This is a genomic window from Clostridium sp. ATCC 25772, assembly GCF_001573875.1.
In the GTDB taxonomy this organism is placed as follows: Bacteria; Bacillota; Clostridia; order Clostridiales; family Clostridiaceae; genus Clostridium_J; species Clostridium_J senegalense.
Window position 1 is genome coordinate 54,852 of record NZ_LFRG01000010.1, and the last position, 21,807, is coordinate 76,658.

Genomic DNA, 21,807 nt, shown 5'->3' on the forward strand with positions numbered 1-21,807 from the left:
TCCTAAGAAGTACATTTTTTATGCTATATTTCATTAAATTTATTTTTCCATTTCATCAAAAAACTGTTTTGGTTTTTCAATTCCTAATTCAGCTTTAAAGGTGTCTTCTAAATATTCAACACAATTATTTTCCTTTAGAAATTTTAATACACTTTCTTTATCTTTTTTTACAAATACAATTGAATGTAACTCTCTTTCTAAATTATTTTTCTTTAAATACTCATCATATTCTTTAAATAATAATAATAATTCATTTGATGACATATTTAAGTAAACTTTAAAGAAAGTATTTATAAAAGATAAATTTTTTCTTGTAATAAAGTATACATGTTCTGTTTTATTTACTTTTTCTTTGTCATTTAAATCTAAACCAATCTCTTCTAATACTTCTCTTTCAACACACTTTTTAGGTATAATTTCATCTTTATAAACATCATTTTCACTTATTGCTCCACCTATAAATTTAACTTTACCACCTAAACTAGTGTAATTAGCCATTTTACATAAAACATAAAAGTCATCACTAGTAACCATAAGTGCACTAGCAGCAACAGATCTACATATATATTCCCCTTCCCAATTATTCTTTAAGGTGTACATATAATGAGCAAAATTAGTTTTCTTCATTATAAATTCTAAAGTATCATCATTAAACATAATATCACTTACAGTAAAAATCTCATCATTAGTATATTCTTTACCACTTTCCATTAAATTGTTCCAATTTTCTTCAATACTTTTTCTTATATCTTCAGGCAAAACTACCTTTGAATTACTGTATAAAAATTTAAACTTATCAACTTTATCATATACTAATTTACTATTCATTATCTTATCCTCACCATTCATAAATGTATAATTTAAAATATTATTTTGCCTCTACAATATAGCTTATAACTTTTAGTAATATTGTAAACTTACTAAAGTTATATTCCATAAAATTTTATATATTCCTCTTTTTTCATCATTATTATAAAAAATAAACACAACTTCTACACTATTTTTATTATTTTAATTTAAAGTCTTCCATGCTTAGTATAGTTTTTTTATTAAAAACAATTTTAAATTCTGTTCCTTTTTTAATTTCACTATTAACTGATAGTTTACCATCATGTTTATCAATAATAGTTTTTACAATTGATAGCCCTAATCCTGAACCTTTAATTTGCTGTGAATGTGACTTATCAGAGCGAAAAAATGGTTCAAAAATATGTTCCCTGTCATCTTGTGAAATTCCAATACCGTTATCTTTTACATTTATAATAATTTTATCTTTATCTAGCATTGATGATATATTAATATATCCATTGCTTTTTCCATATTTTATAGAATTTTCTATTATATTAAAAAAAGCTCTATATAATAAAGTTTTATTTCCATGTATATTATTCTCTTGTATATCTAAATTTATTTTTATTCCTTTACTCTCTATTCTAAATGATAATTCACTTAAAATTTCTTTGAATAAGTTTTTTAAATGTATTTCATCATTAAAATCTACTAATTCAGAAGATGTAAGCTTTAATAAACCATCTACTATTTTAATAAGTCTATTAGTGCTTTCTTCAACAATATCCGCATTTTCTTTATAATCTTCTACACTTGGCATATCATCAATTTTTAAAACTTCTAGTGATGCTTTAATTGTAGTAAGAGGTGTTTTTAATTCATGAGCAGCATTTGCTGAAAATCTTTTTTGATTTGCAAATGATTTTTCTAATCTTTCTAGCATTGAGTTAAAAGATTTAGCAAGACTACTTATTTCATCCTTACTATCTTTTACATCAATCCTTTTATTTAAATTTTGATCATTAATATTATGAACTGTATCACTAAGCTGTGAAAGTGGTTTTAATGCTTTACCAACCATAATATATGTACCAGAAATACCAGCAATTATAATTCCTATCATTACAATTATACTTTGAATTGAAAAATTTTTTTGAGCCTCTACAGCCTTAATTCTTACATCTAGATTTTTAACATTATTTTCCTTATTAATTGATTCAATAATTTTTTCCCTATTTATATAATCGCTGTTTTCATTTTCAATAATTTCCCTATCCATATTATTTTTCAAAAAATAATAATTTGCACTACTAATAGATATACCAGTTAGAGATATGGCAATCAGTATTATAATAATACCTACCAAAAGAGTAATTCTAGTTTTTAAAGTAATTATTCTTTTCATATAATCACACCTTCTTATCTGTAAGAATATATCCCTGACCTCTAATATTTCTAATCACATCACTTTCAGATAGTGATAGTTTTTTCTTTAAAGAATGAATGTGAAACTTAAATGAGTTTGAAAACAAATCTACGTCACTATCCCAAACATGTTCAATGACCTTTTCTGCGCTTATAACTTTATTTTTATTGTACATTAAATACTCTAAAATGGAATATTCTTTTTTAGTAAGTTCTACTATTATATCTTTAACTTTTACTATTTTGCTAGCAGTATCAATTGTTATTTCTCCACAATAAAGTTTTACATTTTGTTGCACAAAAGCACGTCTTAATAAATTTCTTATTCTCGCTTCTAATTCTGCAAACTCAAAGGGCTTAGCAAGATAATCATTAGCCCCACTATCTAAACCTATAATTTTATCCTCAACATCGCTCCTTGCAGACAAGATAATTACTTTTAATTCATTATCAGTTTTCCTTATGTCTTTTAATACATCAATGCCTTCTATTTTAGGTAAATTTAAATCTAATATAACCAAATCATAATCATTTATTTCTAAAAACTGTAGTGCCTCTTCACCATCATATGCATTATCAACTGCATATCCATGTTTTTTTAGCCCCTTCGTTATAACTTTCGATAACATTTTTTCATCTTCAACAAGCAAAAGTTTCATAAAACACCTCCTAAATATTCAAAGCCACACAAATTTGTGTGGCTTTTTATGATATATTTTAACCATATATATAATACTTATTTATTTCCTATTTAATTTTCAATGATTTGTTTGTTCATTTCTACGGCACCTTCTGGCTTCTCAGGCATTTCTCCTTGCTTATACGTTTTAACTTCACCATTTAAAATTTCTTCATTATCACTATTAACATTACTTTTCTCTAATTGTATCGCATCCTTTGGCATCTCAGGTGCCTTTCCTTCTGCATAAGTACCTATTTTTGCTGAAATTTTATCAACAATATTTTCCCCACCTTGGCTTGATGCAAAAACACTTGTTGTTGTACCTACTAACATAGCTAATGTTAAAAGTTGAATACCTAATTTTTTCATTTTCATATTAAAATCCTCCTTGTTTTTTATTGATGTTCTATATCATGGCTTTATTATACATAAGTTAAAGTTAGATTAAAGTTAGATTTTAAAATGAAATTTATTATATTTATATCTACATTATATATTTTTATAAAATGAATATTCTAATTTTAAATTAAAGTACCCTTACTGATTTTAAAATATTTTCCCTTCTAACTGCATTTACATCCTATGTTATAAACAGATATTTCTAACACATATTTATTCTGAATAAATTGCCTTTATATTTTCGCCTGGCAAAAAATTTATATCCTTTATAACAAACTTTTTGCTATCAACATCCCAAGTGTAAATAGTTTCAACTTTACATACATACTTTTTATAATCAAATATATACCAACTTGTTGTTTTTATATCATTCTCACCATTTTTATCAATATCAACTGGCATTACAAAAAGCCAATCAAAATATCCTTTTGAATCATCTATATAAGTATTATTTTTAAGATAATCCAAATAATCAACTTTAAATACTTTGTTACAATCTATATTTCTGAACTCTATTTCTTTTTCACCAGTAAAATGGTTCACAGATATATATTCATTTGGATGCATTATGCCATTGTTATTATTATTTTCATCATCATAAAGAACTTTTAATTTGTTATCTTTAAAGGAATAAATCTCTACTTGTACATATCCGCCACTTCCTCCACATGGCATTTGAACAAAGATATCCATACTTCCATCTTTATTAAAATCATATAATCTTAACGGACTAGTATGACACCCCTTAGCCTTAATCTCTTCTAAAACCATATCTGTATTAGCATCCTTTATTAAAATATATATTTCTTTAACAAAATACTCATCGTATTCCTTACTACACACTAACTGGACCTTTTCATCTTTTCCATCTCCATTTACATCTGAATATTTCTCATATTTTACATAATAATTGTTATTATTAGAAATATCTATTTTACCATTTAATATTATATTTACCATATCACTATTTACTACAGATTTTCCTCCTATAACATTAACATTTTTTATATTATCTACGTTTTTATTCATGAAGTCTAACATAGACACATCTACTTGACTTGAAGCTAACATTAAAGGGGCATTAATTTTTGCAGCCAATGAACTTACTGATAACGCATCTGGATAGTTACTCCCAGATACTACATATACACTTTCTAAATTAATTTCATCTACAAATTCATTTAATATAGCCACATTAGTAGCATACCTATTATTCCCACATATTCTTTTACAATTTTTTAAATTATATTCAACATTTTTTCCTACTACAGAATTACCACCTACAATATAACTTTTACTATATCCACTGTTATTAATAAAAGTTTTAATATCATTTGATAAATTCTCCGGCTTAGTTAGCAATATAGGCATCCCTTTATTTGCAGCTATAGATGATATGGATAAAGCATCTCCAAAATTATATCCATTAACCACTACTATGCCATTTTCTGAACCTATTTCCTTTGCAACTTGTAAACTTGTATCAAATCTTGAGTTTCCTGCAATTCTCCTTGTTTTTATATCCAAATTTTTTATTTCATTTTCTGTATTAGATGATATAGCCCCTATTCCTCCAACTATAATTACTTCTTTCACTTTTAATCTTTCTAATTCCTCTTTTGCATTTTCATTTAATCCTTTACATTCAGTTAAAATTATAGGTGCATCATATTTTTTAGCCATCGGTGCAGCTGATAATACATCTGCAAATCCTTCTCCACTAGCTATAATAGCATAATCTGCTTTTTCCCATCCATTCTTAGATATTTCTTTTGAAGTTTCATATCTATTCGCTCCAAATATTCTTTTATAATTTGGCATTGCATTAACTGTATTTATATTAATTGAATATATAACTATTAATACAATAAACGTAATGCTAATTGTTTTTAAGTATTTTTTCATAATCTCACCCTTTTACATTTTTTTAATATTATGTAATATTATATCATATTAAAAGTGTGATAAATCTTTATTTTTTTAAAAATATGTTCATCTATAAATAATTTAAATACAAAATATTAAGTTTAATATTTTTTCAAATTACTTTAAAACTTTTGTTATAAATCTTATTTAAATTTATATAATTTTGAAGTAATCATTAATAATATCTTTTTCATACTTAAATCCTTTTAAATATAGGAAATGACATAAGCTCTAACCTTATGTCATTTTCTATGTTTAAATAAATTATTTTTAATTAATTATTTTCCTCTTTCTCACAGGAATCCATACTTCAAAACCACATTTATTTGATTTTTCTTCTTCTGGACAATATACTTGAATTTCACAATTCATTGACTTTTCATAACCACTTGTAGGTAACCACTCTGTATTAATCACCTTCATTAAACTTTCTATAGTGTTGTTGTCCTTACTTAAAAATTCCTTAGTCTCAAATACAACCCATGTACTTGCTGGAATTTTAAATGTATCTAAATCTTTATAATCCTTACCATCAGCTTCTGCACCAATAGCTATAACGTTTTCTCCATTGTCTAATTTTTGCGTTGCACACATTCGCCAAAATGGTGGACGATAAAGCTTATACTCGTTTCCAATTTTCTTATCCATTCCCTTATTAAGAAATTCATCCCAAAATAACCATATATCTATATTTTTTTCTTGCCAATTATTAATTTTAGCATTTGTAGTACATTTTTCAAAATTTCTAATAGATCCTACAATCTCAATTTCTTGTTTTTCAATAATATGATATTCCATATCTCTACCCCCTTTTATTTCCATACAAAAGTCAACTTTATAATAGAAATTAATTTTTTCTATAAATCTATTTTTAGTATGAAATGGATGACATACATTTTAGAATAACTGTTTAGGGATGTATAACAATATTTTACAGCCATTTACAATAGTTTGCAACTTATGTATCTTAAATTATATGTTTTACCTAGTAAACGGCTTTATTGAAACTACATTACGTAATTCTACGCTTAGTTGTAAAACAAAGAATATGGATTTTATAGAAAGATAATATATAAAGCTACTCATTAATTTTTTGAGTAGCTTTATTTCATAAAATATGACTACTTTATTAAGTTTTAGTATTATTTATAATATTCATCTTTTAATATTGAATAATACTTGCAATCAACTAAGTTACAACTATTATCCTTAATAAGCTTTCTTAAAGTTCCTTCATAAATTAAATTACACTTTTCCATTACTCGTCCTGATGCAAGGTTATTTACATCAAAACGTGCTCCTATACGTTGAAAACCTATTTCATTAAAACCAAATTCAATTACTTTTAATAATGCTTCTGTCATAATACCTTTATTCCAAAATGCTTTACCTATACAATATCCTACCTCACAGTTTTCATCATTATTATTAATCTCTAGTAAGCTAATATTACCAATTGCATGTCCAGTTTCTTTTAACTCAATAGCCCATTGATATTGTTCCATATTTTTATAATTATTTATCCACATTTCTATGAGTTGTTTACTTATTTCAACACTTTTATGTGCAGACCATGAAAGATATTTAGTTACTTCCGAATCAGATGCCCAATTATTAAACATGTCTAATGCATCCGCTTCTTTAAATTTTCTTAAAATAAGTCTTTCAGTTTCTAGTTTTTCTGTTCCCTTATGTTTTAACACAACCTTATTCACCCCCTGTTATAGAATTCCAAATTGACTTTTAAAATTACTCATTCTAAAACTTGGATGCCTAAAATAGTGAAATATACTCTGAATCACTTAGAATTGAACATTCTATCTTGTATAAAATAAACTTAAATGGGAGCTTATTTCACTATAGCATAACCAATTAAAAACATCATAATTTTTAATTTATTTTATAAAATAAAAAAAGTAAGCTTCTCAAAAACCTCTTTATTTTTTCTTCACTAGTACTGTCCATAGAAAGCTTTTTCCAAAAACATTATCATTATATGATTCTTTCATTTCCCTAAATTCAACTATTTCAAAATATGGTTCCAAAATTTTTTTCAATTTATATTCAGTAAACCCAAGACCTCCATGCATTGAATAATCTCTATATACATCATAATCTGAAATATTTGCTCCACCCTTCAAATTGAAACAAGTCATTGCAAAATATCCATCTTTTTTTAGATATTTTAATATAATATTTAAATATTGATTTCTTCTATGTGGCTTTATATGATGAAAACATCCACTATCATATATAAAATCAAAGCTATCTAATTCATTCTCAAATTCAAATATGGATTGACATAAAAAGTCTACATTTATAGAACTTGCTTTAGCTGTTTCAATAGCCCATTCAATAGTAGTATTGGAAAAATCTATTCCTATAACATCCCACCCATTTTGTGCAAGATATAATGAATTTCTTCCATTTCCACAACCTATATCAAGTGCCTTTCCTTTATTCAATATACCTGAATCAAAATACGAAATAAGATTTTCATCTGGAATATTTTCAAAAAACGGTACAGGTTTATCCTTATTAGAATAAAAATCATCCCACCATTTGTTCTCTCTTTTTTCCATTAAGCTATCTAACATAATAAGTATGTCATCTTCACTATTTACAATTTCACTATCAATTGTATTACTCATCTATATTCCTCCTATACTAATTTGTATTTTTAACAAATTTATTATAATTATACTAAATATTGTTTAAAGAGTAAATATTTTAAATATTCAAATCCAACCATGAACTATCTCAAATATATTAAAACTTCAATTAATGAGATGATACTAACTTCAATCCCACAATTCCAATTACTATAAATCCAATACAAATTAGTCTAGTAATACTTATTGGTTCCTTAAATAATATTATCCCTAAAATTACAGTACCAACAGTACCAATTCCTGTCCAAATTGCATATGCAGTACCCAATGGAAGATTTTTTAATGATAATGATAAAAAATAAAAACTTGCTATCATTCCCAATACAGTAAATGCACTTGGCATAAATTTTGTAAACCCTTCTGAATATTTCAAGCCTAAAGCCCATCCTACTTCAAATAAACCTGCTAAAACTAAAAATAACCATTGCATAATTTTCATTCCTTTCTAATATTAAGTAGTTAAACGCAATTTATTTCTCATCTATTTCTTTTAAAATTTCAACCTATTCCCCTCCTTTTAATGACAAATAAAAAAAGCCAAGGTCGATACGCAAAATATCTCCCAGGCTTTTATCCTTCCGTGAATACAGTTAAACTGTACGTTTTATCTTGGACCAGACCAATTTCTAATTTAAAATTGCGGAACCCTATAAAACTTTTAAGACATATATATTTTTATGTGTCCTAATATATCAAAATTTATTAATATAGTCAATATTTATTAATGTTCTTATTTTCAACCTATATAAGAAAAATATGAAATTATTCAAAACATAATTTTCTTCAAATTACATATATACAAATCTTAATGAATAAACTTTACTTTCTACATAAATACCTTCTATTATAACAGTAGTTTCATAGTTATTATATATACATTCAATCATGATGAACTCTCTTAACATTTTATTTCTATGTTTCGTTACTGATTCTTCTTCATTAAATATTATAGCTTTTTTCTCAGACATTTTTTCACTAATATCTTCTTCATTACTTACATATATATTTTTTATATTATCTGCCTTAATGATTTTAGTCATTTCTGAAAATACAAATTGAATTTCATTATCCATTAAAATCATTGATTGTAGCATAGCTTTTCCCTTATCTTTAAACCCTGATATATATCTAAGTGAATCAGTAAATTTCATTATATAATTTTTATTATTTCTTTTAATTTCAGCTTTTATTTCTAACTCTTCTTTTTTCTCCATATCTTTTTCTTCTATTTTTCCTATTAAAGCTAAAATTAGTATTCCCCCTACAAAAACAAAAATTAATTTTTCAAAATTGTTCATAACAATATCCCCCACATCAAAACAAATCCACTTAAAATTTATTTTGCAGTAAAATAAGGCATAATGATACTTTTATGTTAATTTAATTTTAATATGACCTTTAGCATTATCACCATTAATTTCTACTTTTAATTTTTCATTGTTATTTGGAATTGAAATAGTTTTATCAACAATACCATCTTCCTCAAATAACACTTCACTATTGTTATAAATTTTAATGTTTAAATCTCCATGTTCAACATTAGAATCAATTTTCATTTTATAAGAATTCTTTGAAGAGCTTATTTCTTTTAACTCTGTTCCATCAAATGCTTGAAATTTAATATCATAAATATTATTTTTAGTCTTATCAGTCCACATTATTGTTTTAGCATTCCAACCTATTTCATTTATATTAAAATTTTTCTTTTGATTAATATTTACATATGAATATCCACCAGCAATACAAAACAAACAAGCTAATATACATCCAATCATAAATTTTTTCTTTTTTACCATTGTTTACACCTCTTTATTCTATTTTATTTATTATTTTAGTATTTATTTGTAAAAATGTATTATTTTCCTACAATTAAATTATACTAAACATTTTACAAATAATAAACCTCCATTATTTTTATATTTTTTCTTATTATTACTTTTTATAATTGTTTATATTATTCTGATATTTCCAACTTACATCAGAATAATATTAGATAAAACAGCACCTTTAAGAAAATGTATTTTTGACGGTTACAAAAAAGTTAAAAAGAATGGACATTGAGTCCATTCTCTTTAAAATATCTACAACAGAGGTTTTGTCATACTTAAAATATTTCAGAAACTTATTCTTTATTTCTTTCTTATTTGGGTATATTTTTACTTTTCATTAAGTGTTAGAATTATATTATCACTATTTGGATTAATAACTATTCCATTTAAAATATTAGAATCATTAAATATATCTACGCTAGTATTAACCACAATATTAAAAATTTCTTTATATGTAGCCATTATACTATGATTAAAATAATCAGTATTTATTTCACTATTTTCTGAATATACACAAATATACTTACCTCTATTTTTAACTATTTTAGTTTCATATTTATATGTTAATCCAGCATCATTGGTAATACAATTATCATACTCTGTAAAGTTTTCTAAAGTATAATTAATCGCTAGTAAAAACGTCATTTTTTTTATTTCATCATAAAATATTTGTTTATTAAAATCCGTAACTTTTAATAGTTGTTTAAAACTAGAATTTTTAAATTCTTTAGATAAATTTACATTTTTTATAAAAGTAAAGATATCTAAAAGATACTTTCCATTATTAATGTACCCGTCAATTAGAATAATTTGATTATCCCCCATAAGTTTAATATAATTATCTTCATTTTTTTGAACATCTCTAATGTCTTTAATGACATTTTTTATTATTTTATTCTCCTGGTAAATAACTTGGTTCTCTTTTATTTCAACACTTATATCCTTATTAATTCTTTTTTCATACTTTTTTAGTTGCTGATACTTTTTTACATATGGATAAGCAAAAAAAATCATAACTAAAGGAAAGTTCAGACTAAAAGTTGCCAAAATCATTTCAATACAAAAATGATGATTATTCTGTTGCTTTTTAATTGTACATATATTTATAGCTAAAAGAAAAAATATGATACTTATTACTATACCTATTAAAAAAAGATATATATATTTTTTACCATTTTCATAATATTTTCTAGCTTTATCAATATCCTTATTCAGAGCCTGTTTATCCATTCCAGTATATTTCATTGTAATTCCCCTCCCAAGATGATATTACTACTCAATTTTCATCAATACTAATGGTGTCTTGCTCTGGTATATCAATCTTAATTTTTCCATAATCCTCATTTAACATTTTATTTTCTCGTTTTTTAGTATTAGAAATATTTAATACCATCATAACAACAAAAAACAAAAAAATAATTAATACAAATATAGTTTTTTCTTTCTTTTTATGTGTCCATCTACCTTTTTTTATTAATTTAGTTAGTTTATAAGCTTTAGCTTGTACTTGAATATATTCCAAAGCTGCATCAGAATATAAATCTTCATATTTTAATAAAACATCTTGAAATATACCCTTAAATTCATTACTTTCTAAATATTTAATAACCCTATTATCTCTAAAAACATAACTTAATGTTTCTACACTAGGATTAATTTTAAGCTGATTATCAATCTTATTTAATGTGTAATTTATGTACTCTTTTTCATATAAATATTGATTTTCATCAAACCCCTTTGTATTTATATCTTTCTTTTTAATTTCTTCATTAATCAGCTCTAAATCAATATCTAAGGATAGGTTATTCTTATCTTTCTTTCTACTTTCTTCATCAAGTGAATCTAAATTAATATCTAAGAATAGATTATGGTTATCTTTCTTTTCAATTTCTTCATCAAGTGAATCTAAATTAATTCCAAATTGATATTGGTTATTATTTTTCTCAACATAATCAAATTCTACATCCATAATTATTTCTTTAGATTTGAATTTATCAAATGCTGTGTCAATATTATTGTGAAAATTCATATCATCCTTATTATCTTTATAGATACTATTAACATAATCTAATATGTTTTTATATGCTTGTTGAATTTTTTTAAATTCTTCTGGATACTCTTCAGGGTGATAAATTGCACATTGTTTAGCATAAGCTTTTTTTATGACCTTTCTATCAGTTGTCGGATCAATATTTAATATGTTATAAGCATCTTTAATTATCATAATAAATCCCCTTGATCATCAGAAAAAAATATATCTAATTTGTCTATATTATAATGCTGTTCAAATTGATTAAGAATTTCCTCAAAGCGAGCAATATTATCAAGTCGGCGACGTACATTGTTTTTTAAGTTCTTAATTTCATAGTTAAAACTAGCAACTATGTTTTGTAATTGTTCTTTGTTATAATCATCTAATTCTTCATAAATTCTATTTGCCCTTTCCATCAATAATTCAATTTCAGGATTTTGATTTAATTTTAAAGAAATATCCTTGATTGCATTAAGGTTCTTAACGTCATGGATATTTTGTAAAATATTATCTTCTCCTATTGTTAAAACTGTTTTTTCGCCTGTGGATATAATTTCTACCTCAATGTAAAGCATGGAATTAATATCATAAGAATAAGTTATATTAAATTGTTCTTTTTCTTTTAAATTCTTAGGCAATTTAATGGTTGTAGCACCTAAGAAAAGATTATTTTTAACATACATCCCTTCTCCCTGGTATACTTCTATATTTATTTCTCTTTGACCAACTTCCACAACCTGTAATCTTTTAGTATAACTAGCTGGTAAAACTGTATTTTGGGGAATAATCACAGTGGAATATAAGTTACCGTTATCAATTTCATTATGAGTACCTGTACTAAGTGAAAATGGACAAATATCAGTAACAACCATATTCTTTATTGTTTCATCACGTTGCTTAATTCCTATATATTTGCCTAGTCCCTTAGCTACCAGATAATCTATTTCATTATCTTGAATAACTGGTACTCTAATTAAGTTTGTTAGATATTCTTTAACAATTGGCATATAGCTAGAACCACCAACTAAAATTAAACTGTCTATTTCATCCGCACTGAAACCACTATCTTTTACAGCTTTTCCAATAATAACCTTAATTCTATTGAAGATTGACATTGTAATTTTTTTCAAAATATCAAGTGTAATCATACAACTATAGTAAACTCCATCTAGATTGTGTTGCATCAAAACACTATCCCTAGTTTGTAATTGAATCTTCACACGTTCACTATTTAAAATTAAACTTTCTTTTTTTGCACTATCTAACTGTTCAAAGTTTATATTATTATTGCTACAAAAATATTTAGCTAATATTAGATCAAAGTCACTTCCCCCTAAATGATTATCACCAGCTATAGAAGTAATACTAACCACATTGTCAAAACAATCAACCAAAGAAATATCCAAAGTTCCTCCACCAAAATCAAAAACAATAAATGTTTCATAATCCTCATTATTATGACAAGCAATAGCCGCTGCTGATGGTTCATTGATTAAACGTTCAATTTTAATTCCTAAAGTATTTCCCACTTTTTTAGTTGCCTTACGTTGTTTTGCATTAAAATATGCAGGTACACTAATTACCAATTCATGGATTTCTTCTTTTAAATAATTTTTTGCATCTTCAATTAATTGTTTTACAACTAATGCTGAAAGTTCTTCTGGTAAAAAATATTTTTTACCTAATAAAACTTTTTTATTAGTACCCATATTGCGTTTAAATAAACTAGCTGTCTGATTAGCATGGGTTACCAAACGTTCCTTTGCAATTTTTCCCACTATTAGTTTCTCATTATCATCAATACTCACCACACTTGGTGTAAGGTATTCGCCAAACTGGTTAGGAATCATTTCAACTTTACCATTACGGTAAACTACTGCTAAACTATTTGTAGTACCTAAATCTATACCAATAATTGACATTTTTATCCCCCCTAATTATCCCTATTAAATAGTTATTTTAATCTATGCTATATTCATAACCTTAAAAACAGTTTCTATATCTACATTATTTTTTACTTATTTATGAATCCATTGAATATTATCTTTTTTAATTTCATTTCTACAAATTAATAATCCTCCACTAAAGAAATCGTTCTCATTTTCTTCGATTAAACAGTTAGTATACGTTAATAAAATTTAAAATAACAATCTATCAATAGATTGTGCCAACCTTACTTGATAAATGTTTAATACAAGGTTATTTTTTGTTCACCTAAAAAATATTTTAATATGCCAACGATTATTATAATATTTAAGGATTTTTTCATTATCAGGAAAAGTCTCTATGTATAAAAAAGGCGTGTAATGTTTATTGGCAGGATGAAAGTGGCAACCACTTTCTGAAAATGATTTTAAAAAATCTATCAATATAATTTGATTTGAAAGCTTATAAAATATACGTTGAGAATTACTAGGAACGAAGTGAATAGCAATAACCACAACTGTTCACTATTCACTCTTAACTTTTAACTAAAATAATCTGTTAGTTATTGATAAAATATTAATTTGAGTTTTCTCATTTGATAAATGAATAATTTTAGAACTTAACTTGGAACCCTATAGTATTCTCATAATTTAAAAATAAACGAATTCAATGTTAAATAGAACTGGCTTATTGGTGATTTTCATGTTAAATTGTTTTTATAATATATACACTTCACATTTTATTGTGCAAAATAATTTATACAATAAAATGTGAAGTTTGTCTCTATTTTTTATGTTTTTTAACTGTAAATATATATTGTGAAATTTTCTCAAATATAGTTAGATTAAACTTTCATTATATTACTTTAAATTAAATTGAGCTTTCATAGTAACTACGTCACCTTGGAATGTTACATTACAATTTGTTCCATCCTTATTTATCCAAGAATATATACAACTATCTATATCCATTACCTTTGATTGTGAAGTTAACTCTCCTTCTCCTAGAATTGAATTTACTTCTTCTAAACTCATTCCTTCATTAATTTCATTGTATTTTTCTAATGTTATGTTTGCATCACTTTTTTTCAATCCTGCCTGAGCTTTTCCTGTAATAACTCCATTTTGAACTGTTATATTCATATTTGATATTCCACTACCTGTCCATGTATACATTTTAGTAGTAATTCCTCCAATATCAGAAGAAGTTGTCTCTGTACCCTCTCCTAATACTTCACACGCCTCTTCATAACTTTGATCCATTCCTATTTTTAAGAAATTTTCATATGTAACCTTAGTTTTCGCTTCTTTCTCTTTGTTATTTTGAGACGATGATGTTGCAGATTCATCAGTTTTATTATTATTATCCGATCCAGATGCTCCCTTAATCGCAATAACTATAATGATTATAGCAAGCCAAAACCACCATCTTTTGTAAATTTTTTTCATAATATTAAAATCCTCCTAAAATTTATTTCATTTTAAATTATAACTGTTAAATTTAAACGTGTACATGAGTTTAATATTTATTATAATATTAAAAATATTATGGATATTAATAATTTAAAATCAACTTCGGTAATATGCAATTTTATCTGATAAAAGTTAACATTAACACAAAAATATATCCTTGTAACCATTCAGTAATTAGAATATCATTATACTTTTATGTTACCTTAATTTTAATATGACCTTTATCATTACCACTATTAATTTCCAGTTAATAGCACTAAAAAAAGGAATATCCTAAAATAAGTTTATATTTTAAGACATTCCCTATTATTTTTTATATTAAATTTATATTAGTTTTTCATTAAACATTTTTATAAATTAACTTTATTTACCTTGTTGTCAAATATAATCTTACAAAGTATAGTATTAGTAAGTGTGCTGGATAAAAAAGATAAAAAAAGTATTTTATTTTCAAACCCCTTTCTCCATTGTAAAAATAGATTGCAAGTAGTGAGAGATACACTATTCCCAAACTTGAAGGTACCTCATATAAAAATACAATAGCTCCTGATAATATTTGTAACAATCTCTTTTCTCTAAATATATAAAAAAGAGCTATACAAAGTATTCCGTAATAAGTAAAATCACATTTTATAAATTTAGCCATTATTCCAAATAACACTATAGTAGCTATAATACAAAATATATTAACTACTTTATTCATTTTTTTGCTATTAATAACTTCAATTATATACATTACGCATACTCCTAAAAACAATGTGAAAAACACATTATTTAATCTAGAAATTGGTATAAACATTTTATTACCAAATGCTAAATTGAAAGGTATTTCAGAAACTAAAGCAAATATAAAAAGTCTAAATGCATATTTCTTTTTATTACTTGTATGAACATATCCTTCAACAAGCAAAAAACAAAATATTGGAAAACATATACGTCCTACAGCTCTCATCATTAAATATATGCCATTTAATGTATTCATATCTCCAGTATAAGGTATTTTTTTAGAATATATACCCATTAATATTAACATTGCTGCAAGATGGTCAATAAACATTAAAATTATTGCCATAATTTTTAATGTACTTCCTGATAATCCCCTTTTTGATGATATTTCTGTTTTTTCAATTATAGATGTATCCACTATTATTTCTTCCCCCTGTAATCATAGTTAATAAACATATTTATAAAAAATATATTTATTATAATACAATAAGTCTGTAATCATTTTCATACACTATTTTAACTATTTTTTGTTTAATTGTCAAATATTTCTCAATTTTTACAATATTTTCACTTATTGTATAAAAACCAATATTTTATTTATATTTCTAATTCCATAACTTCATTTTCTATTAAAAATCCATGACGTTTATAAAAGTTTATCGACCTTTCACTTGGCCAAACAAATAACAATTCAATTTTATTATATAATGCCCATTGTTTCACTTTTTTTATAAGCTCCGATCCTATACCTTTGTTTCTAAATTCTATTTTTGTATAAACATTTGTTACATATCCTATTTCTGCAAATAACTTTTGTGGTTTAGGTACCTTTCTTATTCTATTTATATATATATTTGAAACAATTTTATTACTATCTTCAGCTATCCAATATTCCCAACTTTCAGTTTTTAAACCATTTACTAAAAATACATTACACTCTTTAATAAAATCTTCTTTTGAAATCTCAAAATTTCCTTCTTCTTCATATTCGTGTTGCCACCTCATTTCTGAAAGTGTCGGAATATCTTTTTCTGTTGCTAATCTATATATCATATTATCATCCCTCCCACATAACATAAAATTTTTTGCGATTTTCTAATGCTATTACTTTATATTAATAAGTTTTTTCTGGAGTTGCATTTGCTATAATAGTTGAATACATTTTTTTCATAATGTCCATTAAAATATTCTACATTTATTTAATTAACCTCTTTCTTACAAGCTTTGCATAGGGATGTGTCCAACCTAATTTTAAATAAAATGATTCTGATGATGGTAAAGCATCAGTCATAATTAATTCACAGTTTCTCTCCATTAGAATATTTTCTACATGTTCAAGAAGTTTACTACCAATCCTATGTTTTTGCATTTCTTTAGAAACAGCAAGTTTTGCAATATAAGCCCTAAATCCAAAATCATATGCAAATATACAACCTACTATTTTATTTTCAATTTCATAGACAAATACAATAGCATTAGATGAATTAAATGCTTTTTCTAACGTCTTATTATTCCAGTTTGGATGCCAAAAGTCAGGAATTGATTGCATTAACTGTTTTACATAAAGTAAATCTTCCTTTTTCATTTTTCGAATCATACATAGACCTCCCACGTAAATTTAAATTTGTTTTTCTTATATATTATAATAAAATTAATTCTTAAATTAATTCCCAACTTTAAACATAAGTTTATTCGCCTATGTAATTCAATAAAAGTTTCAGAATTCCTTTATATAAGTATTTTTCTAATTCAAAGTACTCCCATAATTTGAATATCAAATACATCATAATCTCATATTATAATATATAAATATATATTAATTTTTGGGGGGATTTTTATGTCATGTAACAATTGGAATAATAACTGTTGCAATGATTGTAACAACAACTGTAATAATGATTGTAACAACAACTGCTGTGATAATTGGGATGACTGCAACAATGATTGTAATAACAATTGGATTGACCACTGTTTAACTGATTGGAACAATAACTGTTGTGATGATTGTGGCTGTGGCCTATTTGACTGGATATTTTGGTGTTAAATAATTATAAATATAATTTTATATTTTCTACACTAACTAAAAATCATCTAATACAATATTAGGTTTTAATATAATACCCACATATTAAACTAGACAAGCTTAATATGTGGGTATTTTTATATTATTTATTCTATATTAGTAACTTTTAATTAAGAGTTAATCTTATCTTAACCCTACCTTTTCCTCAGCAAGCTTAAGAGTTTCTTCTCTATTTTTACCGCGTATATAAACATTAGCCTCTACACCGGTTAATGCTCCAACACTATAAACACTTTTACCCATACCTTTTACATATTCTTCATGATTAACCACAATGCAATCTTCTAGTTTCCATGATAAAATTTTAGCTATACATTCATCTGCGTCTGATCCTTTAGCATAAACAACAACATTTCTATAAACTTTCAAATTTTTTTCACTTCCATTCAAGCTAGATTTTTTTATAATAGATTGATAGTCTACATAGCAATAATTCGTATCAACTTGTCCATTAACCCCATCAAAAGTTCCACTATCTGTAAACTGCCATATACCATAATTACCTCTATAATTACAATTAGAATTATATTCTGCTACCCATTTATCATATCTATTAAATATATCACTTGTAAGTTTATTATTAAACCAATAAGTGTTAGCATAAATTCCAACATGATATCCAGCAGCTTCTATAATATCGCAAAATGTTTTAGCTATAGATGCTATGACACTATTGTTCAAAGTTCCTGTAGTTCCATCGTCCTCTAAATCAAGGTATACTGGATAATCTAACTTGTAACCTTTTATATTTCTTAAAACGTGTTCTGCTTCACTTTTGGCATGGTCTATTGTAACTGCATAAGAGTATATATAAACCCCTACAGGAATACCTAAACGAGCACATTCTTGTATATTTCTTTTAAATTGACTATCGTCTTGACTAGTCATGTTATCTCCATAGCCAACCCTAATAATAGCAAAATCTATTTGACCTTTTATCTTGTCCCAATTTATAATTCCTTGATGTTCACTTACATCTATTCCTTTTAATTTCAAGTTGTTCTTCCTCCTTTAGCCTATTCATTGGTTCAATTGTGATGATATTATCTATTATTTTAAATACAGCATTTAAAAATTTTAATCTTAAAATGAGTAAAAAACTATTAAAAATAAAAGATAATATTCTATATATTTTTATTTTTCATTCTAAATATCTTTGTATAATAATTAGACTTATTTTTTTAATTGCTATAATATAAACTATGCTTTAATTAGTACTTTGCTTAATAATCTTTAAATTTAAAATAAAAATAAAGGAGACATCAAAAAACCACCTGCAATAATTAGAATCCTATCTTTTAATTAATTTTTTAGTACCATTTAAATATACATTAAGTTCTACATTATATAATTCATCACCATCTTCATAGGTACTCATCCCCATCCCAATTTTATGATTTTTCCTATGTATTAAAATAGCATCTTCACTCTTTGTATTGAACCATTTACAAAGATAAGCAGTAACTCTTTTATAAGCATTATTCCCATATAAAATATAATTTCTACTATTTGAAAAACTTCAACTATTCTTTTTCTCTTCTTATCAATTTTTTTTAACATATTCATAATATATATCCTCCATTGCTACCAAAGTATATAACATAAAATTTATTAGCTATTCATAACTCAATTTATATTTTTCTATTTATAATCATATATCTAGAATTATTCCCATTTTAATAATTCTAAACATTTATTCTCTATTTACTTTTCTATTTTTTAATCTAAATGGAAGCTTGTTTCACTATATAAATTTATTGCTAAAACAAAGAATGGTCTGTATTAGAATAAAGTATAAAACTTCATTCTAATACAGACCATTTTTTATATGATATTTTACTTATTCTAATCTGCAATATTAAATACTACTCCTTTAATGGTGAATATTTTAAGTTTTGTCTTTCTGAACTGTCTAAATAATTTCCACCCCAAATTTTTTCTTTTTATTTATTTTTCTCCCTCTTTATCTTTTATCAGAAACTTGAATAATTTAATAAGAATATTGAAAAAAAGTTATTATTATTTTCATGCTTTTTTCAATAAACATTTCTACTAATTCAATATAACATATTAAAATTCCTACTATTATGATTGAATGTATAAATCTATTTAATAATCTAAAATTAATTATATGTTAACTTTATGGAAACACAATAAAAATTTAATTATTTATATAGATTTATTTACTATAATAAAACTAAATTCCTCTGATTAAAAACTTTATAATAAGCGAGACTTATTGCTATTCTTTATAATAAGTAATTGCATAAATTCTCTTTATAATTAACCAGTTCCAATATGATAATTAAGTTAGGAGATATGTATTATGAAAAGATTAACCCCATTCACAATCACGAGTATATTAAAGAATTATAAAAAATTAAAATTATTATCTTTAATATTTTTAATTTTCATAATATTATTTTTTATAATTCCATTCTATATGCCTTTTATGCCACAATATACAATAAGATTGTATTTTAAAAGTGCTAATACAAATAATTTTAAATTATATGAAAAAGTTACTACTGAATTTCTTTCTCATGATGAAAATCTTTTTAAGGAGAGAAATAAATCAAATGATAAATGTTATATTTTTTTTGTTAAACCTACTAAAATGAATGAAGAAACTTTAAAATATAAAATATATGAGGTGAAAAGATATAACAAATCTCTTATAAATTACACAGAGAATGATATATTATTTTATAATATATATGGTATAAGCACTAATATTGATGAAGTTGTTGGTCCATATATAACATTAATAAGATCTAATGATAAAAATAAAACAAAGTGGATTGTTCAAGGGATAGGTTATTAGTATAGAAAAACAAGCTCCAATTTAAATTTATTCAATAACCTTAAACTATTGTTATACAAGATGTAGTGTTGCATTCTAAGTGATTCGGAACATGTGCCACTATTTTAGGTATCCAAGTTTTGGAATGGATAATTTTAAAAGTCAAATTGGAACTCTATAAATCAAAAGAAAGCTGTCTCAAAATAATTGATACAGCTTGTCTTTTTAATTACCTATTTTAATTAATTTTAAATCTTACTACATGTTTATTCCTAAAAAATATATATCTGTAGTAATACCATTACTAAAAGTACTATCACTAAAATTTATATTTAAAATAAGTTTTAACGAAATTAGCCATAGGCTGTTTTTCATCTTTATCTCCAATATAATCTAAGTCTTGATCATAAAAATATAAGTATGCTATACTTTTTTCTTTATCAGATGTTCCAATCATACCAAAAGCTTTTGGAAATTTTCTATTATTTTTTTCATTTTCATCTGCAACTCTAAAATTATAGCTGTTTATTAAAAATTCATGTTCTGGTATAACATATTTATCTTCACCATCATCTACGTTATACATTGAATCTAAACTAACTTTTGAATCTAAAAAATTATATTTTTCTTCTAGTTTAGCTTTTTCATTTTTATATGTTTCATCATCATAACTTACAACAAGAACAACTGAATGAGCTTGAAATATAACCATTGATTTATTAGTATATTTATATGTTATATCTTTATATGTAGGCAAGTCATCTAACTTAGGCATGAAATCCTTTGCATTTGAATCAATGTTACTACCTGTATTAAGATAACTTTCAATATCTGAATTTACTTTACTACAACCAGTAACACAACTAATTAAAACTATTAATAAAATAATAGAACATTTTTTTCTTATTTTTCTCATTCCTTTATACCTGTACATCTAATAATATTTTTTCAACATTAATTATAATTTACCTTTAATAACTCCCTAAATATTATTCTTTTCTTTACCTTAATCATTCTGTATAGATTGCGTCTCTTGTTCTAAT

General features: G+C 24.7%; 23 protein-coding genes and 1 riboswitch. Of the genes, 2 read left to right on the forward strand and 21 right to left on the reverse strand.

Annotated features, from left to right (window positions below; genetic code table 11):
• Positions 1-39 precede the first annotated feature (39 nt).
• The 18 genes from AZI32_RS04880 to AZI32_RS04965 form a co-directional block, all read right to left on the reverse strand.
• Positions 40-828, reverse strand: coding sequence for an NUDIX hydrolase (locus AZI32_RS04880; protein ID WP_061994779.1), 789 nt, complete (start codon positions 826-828; stop codon positions 40-42).
• A 178-nt stretch (positions 829-1,006) separates the two neighbouring features.
• Complete coding sequence (locus AZI32_RS04885) at positions 1,007-2,194, reverse strand: HAMP domain-containing sensor histidine kinase (RefSeq protein ID WP_061994780.1); 1,188 nt, start codon at positions 2,192-2,194, stop codon at positions 1,007-1,009.
• Between the two features lie 4 nt (positions 2,195-2,198).
• Positions 2,199-2,873 carry a response regulator transcription factor gene (locus tag AZI32_RS04890; protein WP_061994781.1) on the reverse strand — a complete coding sequence of 225 codons (675 nt, stop codon included), beginning with the start codon at positions 2,871-2,873 and terminating at the stop codon, positions 2,199-2,201.
• Positions 2,874-2,965: 92 nt separating this feature from the next.
• Entirely contained in the window at positions 2,966-3,271 is a 306-nt protein-coding gene (locus AZI32_RS04895) for a hypothetical protein (RefSeq protein WP_061994782.1), read from the reverse strand.
• Between the two features lie 237 nt (positions 3,272-3,508).
• Positions 3,509-5,200 (reverse strand): cell wall-binding repeat-containing protein, encoded by a 1,692-nt coding sequence (locus tag AZI32_RS04900; protein WP_061994783.1) that lies wholly within the window; start codon positions 5,198-5,200, stop codon positions 3,509-3,511.
• A gap of 291 nt (positions 5,201-5,491) precedes the next feature.
• The gene (locus AZI32_RS04905; protein WP_061994784.1) at positions 5,492-6,019 is read right to left on the reverse strand and encodes a GyrI-like domain-containing protein; all 528 of its coding nucleotides are present in this window, start codon (positions 6,017-6,019) and stop codon (positions 5,492-5,494) included.
• Between the two features lie 344 nt (positions 6,020-6,363).
• Positions 6,364-6,924 (reverse strand): GNAT family N-acetyltransferase, encoded by a 561-nt coding sequence (locus tag AZI32_RS04910; protein WP_061994785.1) that lies wholly within the window; start codon positions 6,922-6,924, stop codon positions 6,364-6,366.
• 234 nt (positions 6,925-7,158) lie between these two features.
• Complete coding sequence (locus tag AZI32_RS04915; protein WP_061994786.1) at positions 7,159-7,872, reverse strand: class I SAM-dependent methyltransferase; 714 nt, start codon at positions 7,870-7,872, stop codon at positions 7,159-7,161.
• A 130-nt stretch (positions 7,873-8,002) separates the two neighbouring features.
• Positions 8,003-8,323 carry a quaternary ammonium compound efflux SMR transporter SugE gene (sugE, locus tag AZI32_RS04920; protein ID WP_061994787.1) on the reverse strand — a complete coding sequence of 107 codons (321 nt, stop codon included), beginning with the start codon at positions 8,321-8,323 and terminating at the stop codon, positions 8,003-8,005.
• Between the two features lie 127 nt (positions 8,324-8,450).
• A riboswitch (guanidine-I (ykkC/yxkD leader) is annotated at positions 8,451-8,555 on the reverse strand.
• 126 nt (positions 8,556-8,681) lie between these two features.
• Positions 8,682-9,191 carry a hypothetical protein gene (locus tag AZI32_RS04925; RefSeq protein ID WP_061994788.1) on the reverse strand — a complete coding sequence of 170 codons (510 nt, stop codon included), beginning with the start codon at positions 9,189-9,191 and terminating at the stop codon, positions 8,682-8,684.
• Positions 9,192-9,263: 72 nt separating this feature from the next.
• Positions 9,264-9,689, reverse strand: a complete 426-nt coding sequence (locus tag AZI32_RS04930) for a hypothetical protein (protein ID WP_061994789.1) — start codon at positions 9,687-9,689, stop codon at positions 9,264-9,266.
• A gap of 360 nt (positions 9,690-10,049) precedes the next feature.
• Entirely contained in the window at positions 10,050-10,967 is a 918-nt protein-coding gene (locus tag AZI32_RS04935; protein WP_061994790.1) for a hypothetical protein, read from the reverse strand.
• A 31-nt stretch (positions 10,968-10,998) separates the two neighbouring features.
• A complete protein-coding gene (locus AZI32_RS04940; RefSeq protein WP_061994791.1) occupies positions 10,999-11,946 on the reverse strand; it encodes a J domain-containing protein in 948 nt (315 codons plus the stop codon).
• On the reverse strand, positions 11,943-13,676 hold the full coding sequence (locus tag AZI32_RS04945) for an Hsp70 family protein (RefSeq protein ID WP_061994792.1): 1,734 nt from the start codon (positions 13,674-13,676) through the stop codon (positions 11,943-11,945). The genes AZI32_RS04940 and AZI32_RS04945 overlap by 4 nt, the downstream gene beginning before the upstream one ends.
• 864 nt (positions 13,677-14,540) lie before the next feature.
• Positions 14,541-15,128, reverse strand: coding sequence for a DUF3862 domain-containing protein (locus AZI32_RS04950; RefSeq protein ID WP_061994793.1), 588 nt, complete (start codon positions 15,126-15,128; stop codon positions 14,541-14,543).
• Between the two features lie 391 nt (positions 15,129-15,519).
• Positions 15,520-16,296: a TraX family protein gene (locus AZI32_RS04955; RefSeq protein ID WP_082761142.1), complete on the reverse strand. Its 777-nt coding sequence runs from the start codon at positions 16,294-16,296 to the stop codon at positions 15,520-15,522.
• Positions 16,297-16,475: 179 nt separating this feature from the next.
• Positions 16,476-16,931, reverse strand: coding sequence for a GNAT family N-acetyltransferase (locus AZI32_RS04960; RefSeq protein WP_061994794.1), 456 nt, complete (start codon positions 16,929-16,931; stop codon positions 16,476-16,478).
• A 142-nt stretch (positions 16,932-17,073) separates the two neighbouring features.
• On the reverse strand, positions 17,074-17,475 hold the full coding sequence (locus tag AZI32_RS04965) for a GNAT family N-acetyltransferase (protein ID WP_061994795.1): 402 nt from the start codon (positions 17,473-17,475) through the stop codon (positions 17,074-17,076).
• 240 nt (positions 17,476-17,715) lie between these two features.
• On the opposite strand from AZI32_RS04965, the gene AZI32_RS18300 reads away from it, so the two are divergent.
• Positions 17,716-17,922, forward strand: coding sequence for a hypothetical protein (locus AZI32_RS18300; protein WP_157450841.1), 207 nt, complete (start codon positions 17,716-17,718; stop codon positions 17,920-17,922).
• Between the two features lie 162 nt (positions 17,923-18,084).
• Here AZI32_RS18300 and AZI32_RS04970 read toward each other — a convergent pair whose 3' ends face one another.
• Both AZI32_RS04970 and AZI32_RS18305 read right to left on the reverse strand, forming a co-directional pair.
• Complete coding sequence (locus AZI32_RS04970) at positions 18,085-18,957, reverse strand: glycoside hydrolase family 25 protein (protein WP_061994796.1); 873 nt, start codon at positions 18,955-18,957, stop codon at positions 18,085-18,087.
• A gap of 414 nt (positions 18,958-19,371) precedes the next feature.
• Positions 19,372-19,527, reverse strand: a complete 156-nt coding sequence (locus AZI32_RS18305) for a hypothetical protein (RefSeq protein ID WP_157450842.1) — start codon at positions 19,525-19,527, stop codon at positions 19,372-19,374.
• Positions 19,528-20,287: 760 nt separating this feature from the next.
• On the opposite strand from AZI32_RS18305, the gene AZI32_RS04975 reads away from it, so the two are divergent.
• The gene (locus AZI32_RS04975; protein WP_061994797.1) at positions 20,288-20,785 is read left to right on the forward strand and encodes a hypothetical protein; all 498 of its coding nucleotides are present in this window, start codon (positions 20,288-20,290) and stop codon (positions 20,783-20,785) included.
• A 298-nt stretch (positions 20,786-21,083) separates the two neighbouring features.
• Here the strand turns inward: AZI32_RS04975 and AZI32_RS04980 are convergent, their stop codons facing one another.
• The gene (locus tag AZI32_RS04980; protein WP_061994798.1) at positions 21,084-21,680 is read right to left on the reverse strand and encodes a hypothetical protein; all 597 of its coding nucleotides are present in this window, start codon (positions 21,678-21,680) and stop codon (positions 21,084-21,086) included.
• Between the last annotated feature and the right edge of the window lie 127 nt (positions 21,681-21,807).

Bases quoted from the DNA above. Each gene is read 5' to 3' on its own strand.
- AZI32_RS04880 (WP_061994779.1), bottom strand. From the start codon at position 828: ATGAATAGTAAATTAGTATATGATAAAGTTGATAAGTTTAAATTTTTA.
- AZI32_RS04885 (WP_061994780.1), bottom strand. From the start codon at position 2,194: ATGAAAAGAATAATTACTTTAAAAACTAGAATTACTCTTTTGGTAGGT.
- AZI32_RS04890 (WP_061994781.1), bottom strand. From the start codon at position 2,873: ATGAAACTTTTGCTTGTTGAAGATGAAAAAATGTTATCGAAAGTTATA.
- AZI32_RS04895 (WP_061994782.1), bottom strand. From the start codon at position 3,271: ATGAAAATGAAAAAATTAGGTATTCAACTTTTAACATTAGCTATGTTA.
- AZI32_RS04900 (WP_061994783.1), bottom strand. From the start codon at position 5,200: ATGAAAAAATACTTAAAAACAATTAGCATTACGTTTATTGTATTAATA.
- AZI32_RS04905 (WP_061994784.1), bottom strand. From the start codon at position 6,019: ATGGAATATCATATTATTGAAAAACAAGAAATTGAGATTGTAGGATCT.
- AZI32_RS04915 (WP_061994786.1), bottom strand. From the start codon at position 7,872: ATGAGTAATACAATTGATAGTGAAATTGTAAATAGTGAAGATGACATA.
- sugE (WP_061994787.1), bottom strand. From the start codon at position 8,323: ATGCAATGGTTATTTTTAGTTTTAGCAGGTTTATTTGAAGTAGGATGG.
- AZI32_RS04925 (WP_061994788.1), bottom strand. From the start codon at position 9,191: ATGAACAATTTTGAAAAATTAATTTTTGTTTTTGTAGGGGGAATACTA.
- AZI32_RS04930 (WP_061994789.1), bottom strand. From the start codon at position 9,689: ATGGTAAAAAAGAAAAAATTTATGATTGGATGTATATTAGCTTGTTTG.
- AZI32_RS04935 (WP_061994790.1), bottom strand. From the start codon at position 10,967: ATGAAATATACTGGAATGGATAAACAGGCTCTGAATAAGGATATTGAT.
- AZI32_RS04940 (WP_061994791.1), bottom strand. From the start codon at position 11,946: ATGATAATTAAAGATGCTTATAACATATTAAATATTGATCCGACAACT.
- AZI32_RS04945 (WP_061994792.1), bottom strand. From the start codon at position 13,676: ATGTCAATTATTGGTATAGATTTAGGTACTACAAATAGTTTAGCAGTA.
- AZI32_RS04950 (WP_061994793.1), bottom strand. From the start codon at position 15,128: ATGAAAAAAATTTACAAAAGATGGTGGTTTTGGCTTGCTATAATCATT.
- AZI32_RS04960 (WP_061994794.1), bottom strand. From the start codon at position 16,931: ATGATATATAGATTAGCAACAGAAAAAGATATTCCGACACTTTCAGAA.
- AZI32_RS04965 (WP_061994795.1), bottom strand. From the start codon at position 17,475: ATGATTCGAAAAATGAAAAAGGAAGATTTACTTTATGTAAAACAGTTA.
- AZI32_RS18300 (WP_157450841.1), top strand. From the start codon at position 17,716: ATGTCATGTAACAATTGGAATAATAACTGTTGCAATGATTGTAACAAC.
- AZI32_RS18305 (WP_157450842.1), bottom strand. From the start codon at position 19,527: ATGAATATGTTAAAAAAAATTGATAAGAAGAGAAAAAGAATAGTTGAA.
- AZI32_RS04975 (WP_061994797.1), top strand. From the start codon at position 20,288: ATGAAAAGATTAACCCCATTCACAATCACGAGTATATTAAAGAATTAT.
- AZI32_RS04980 (WP_061994798.1), bottom strand. From the start codon at position 21,680: ATGAGAAAAATAAGAAAAAAATGTTCTATTATTTTATTAATAGTTTTA.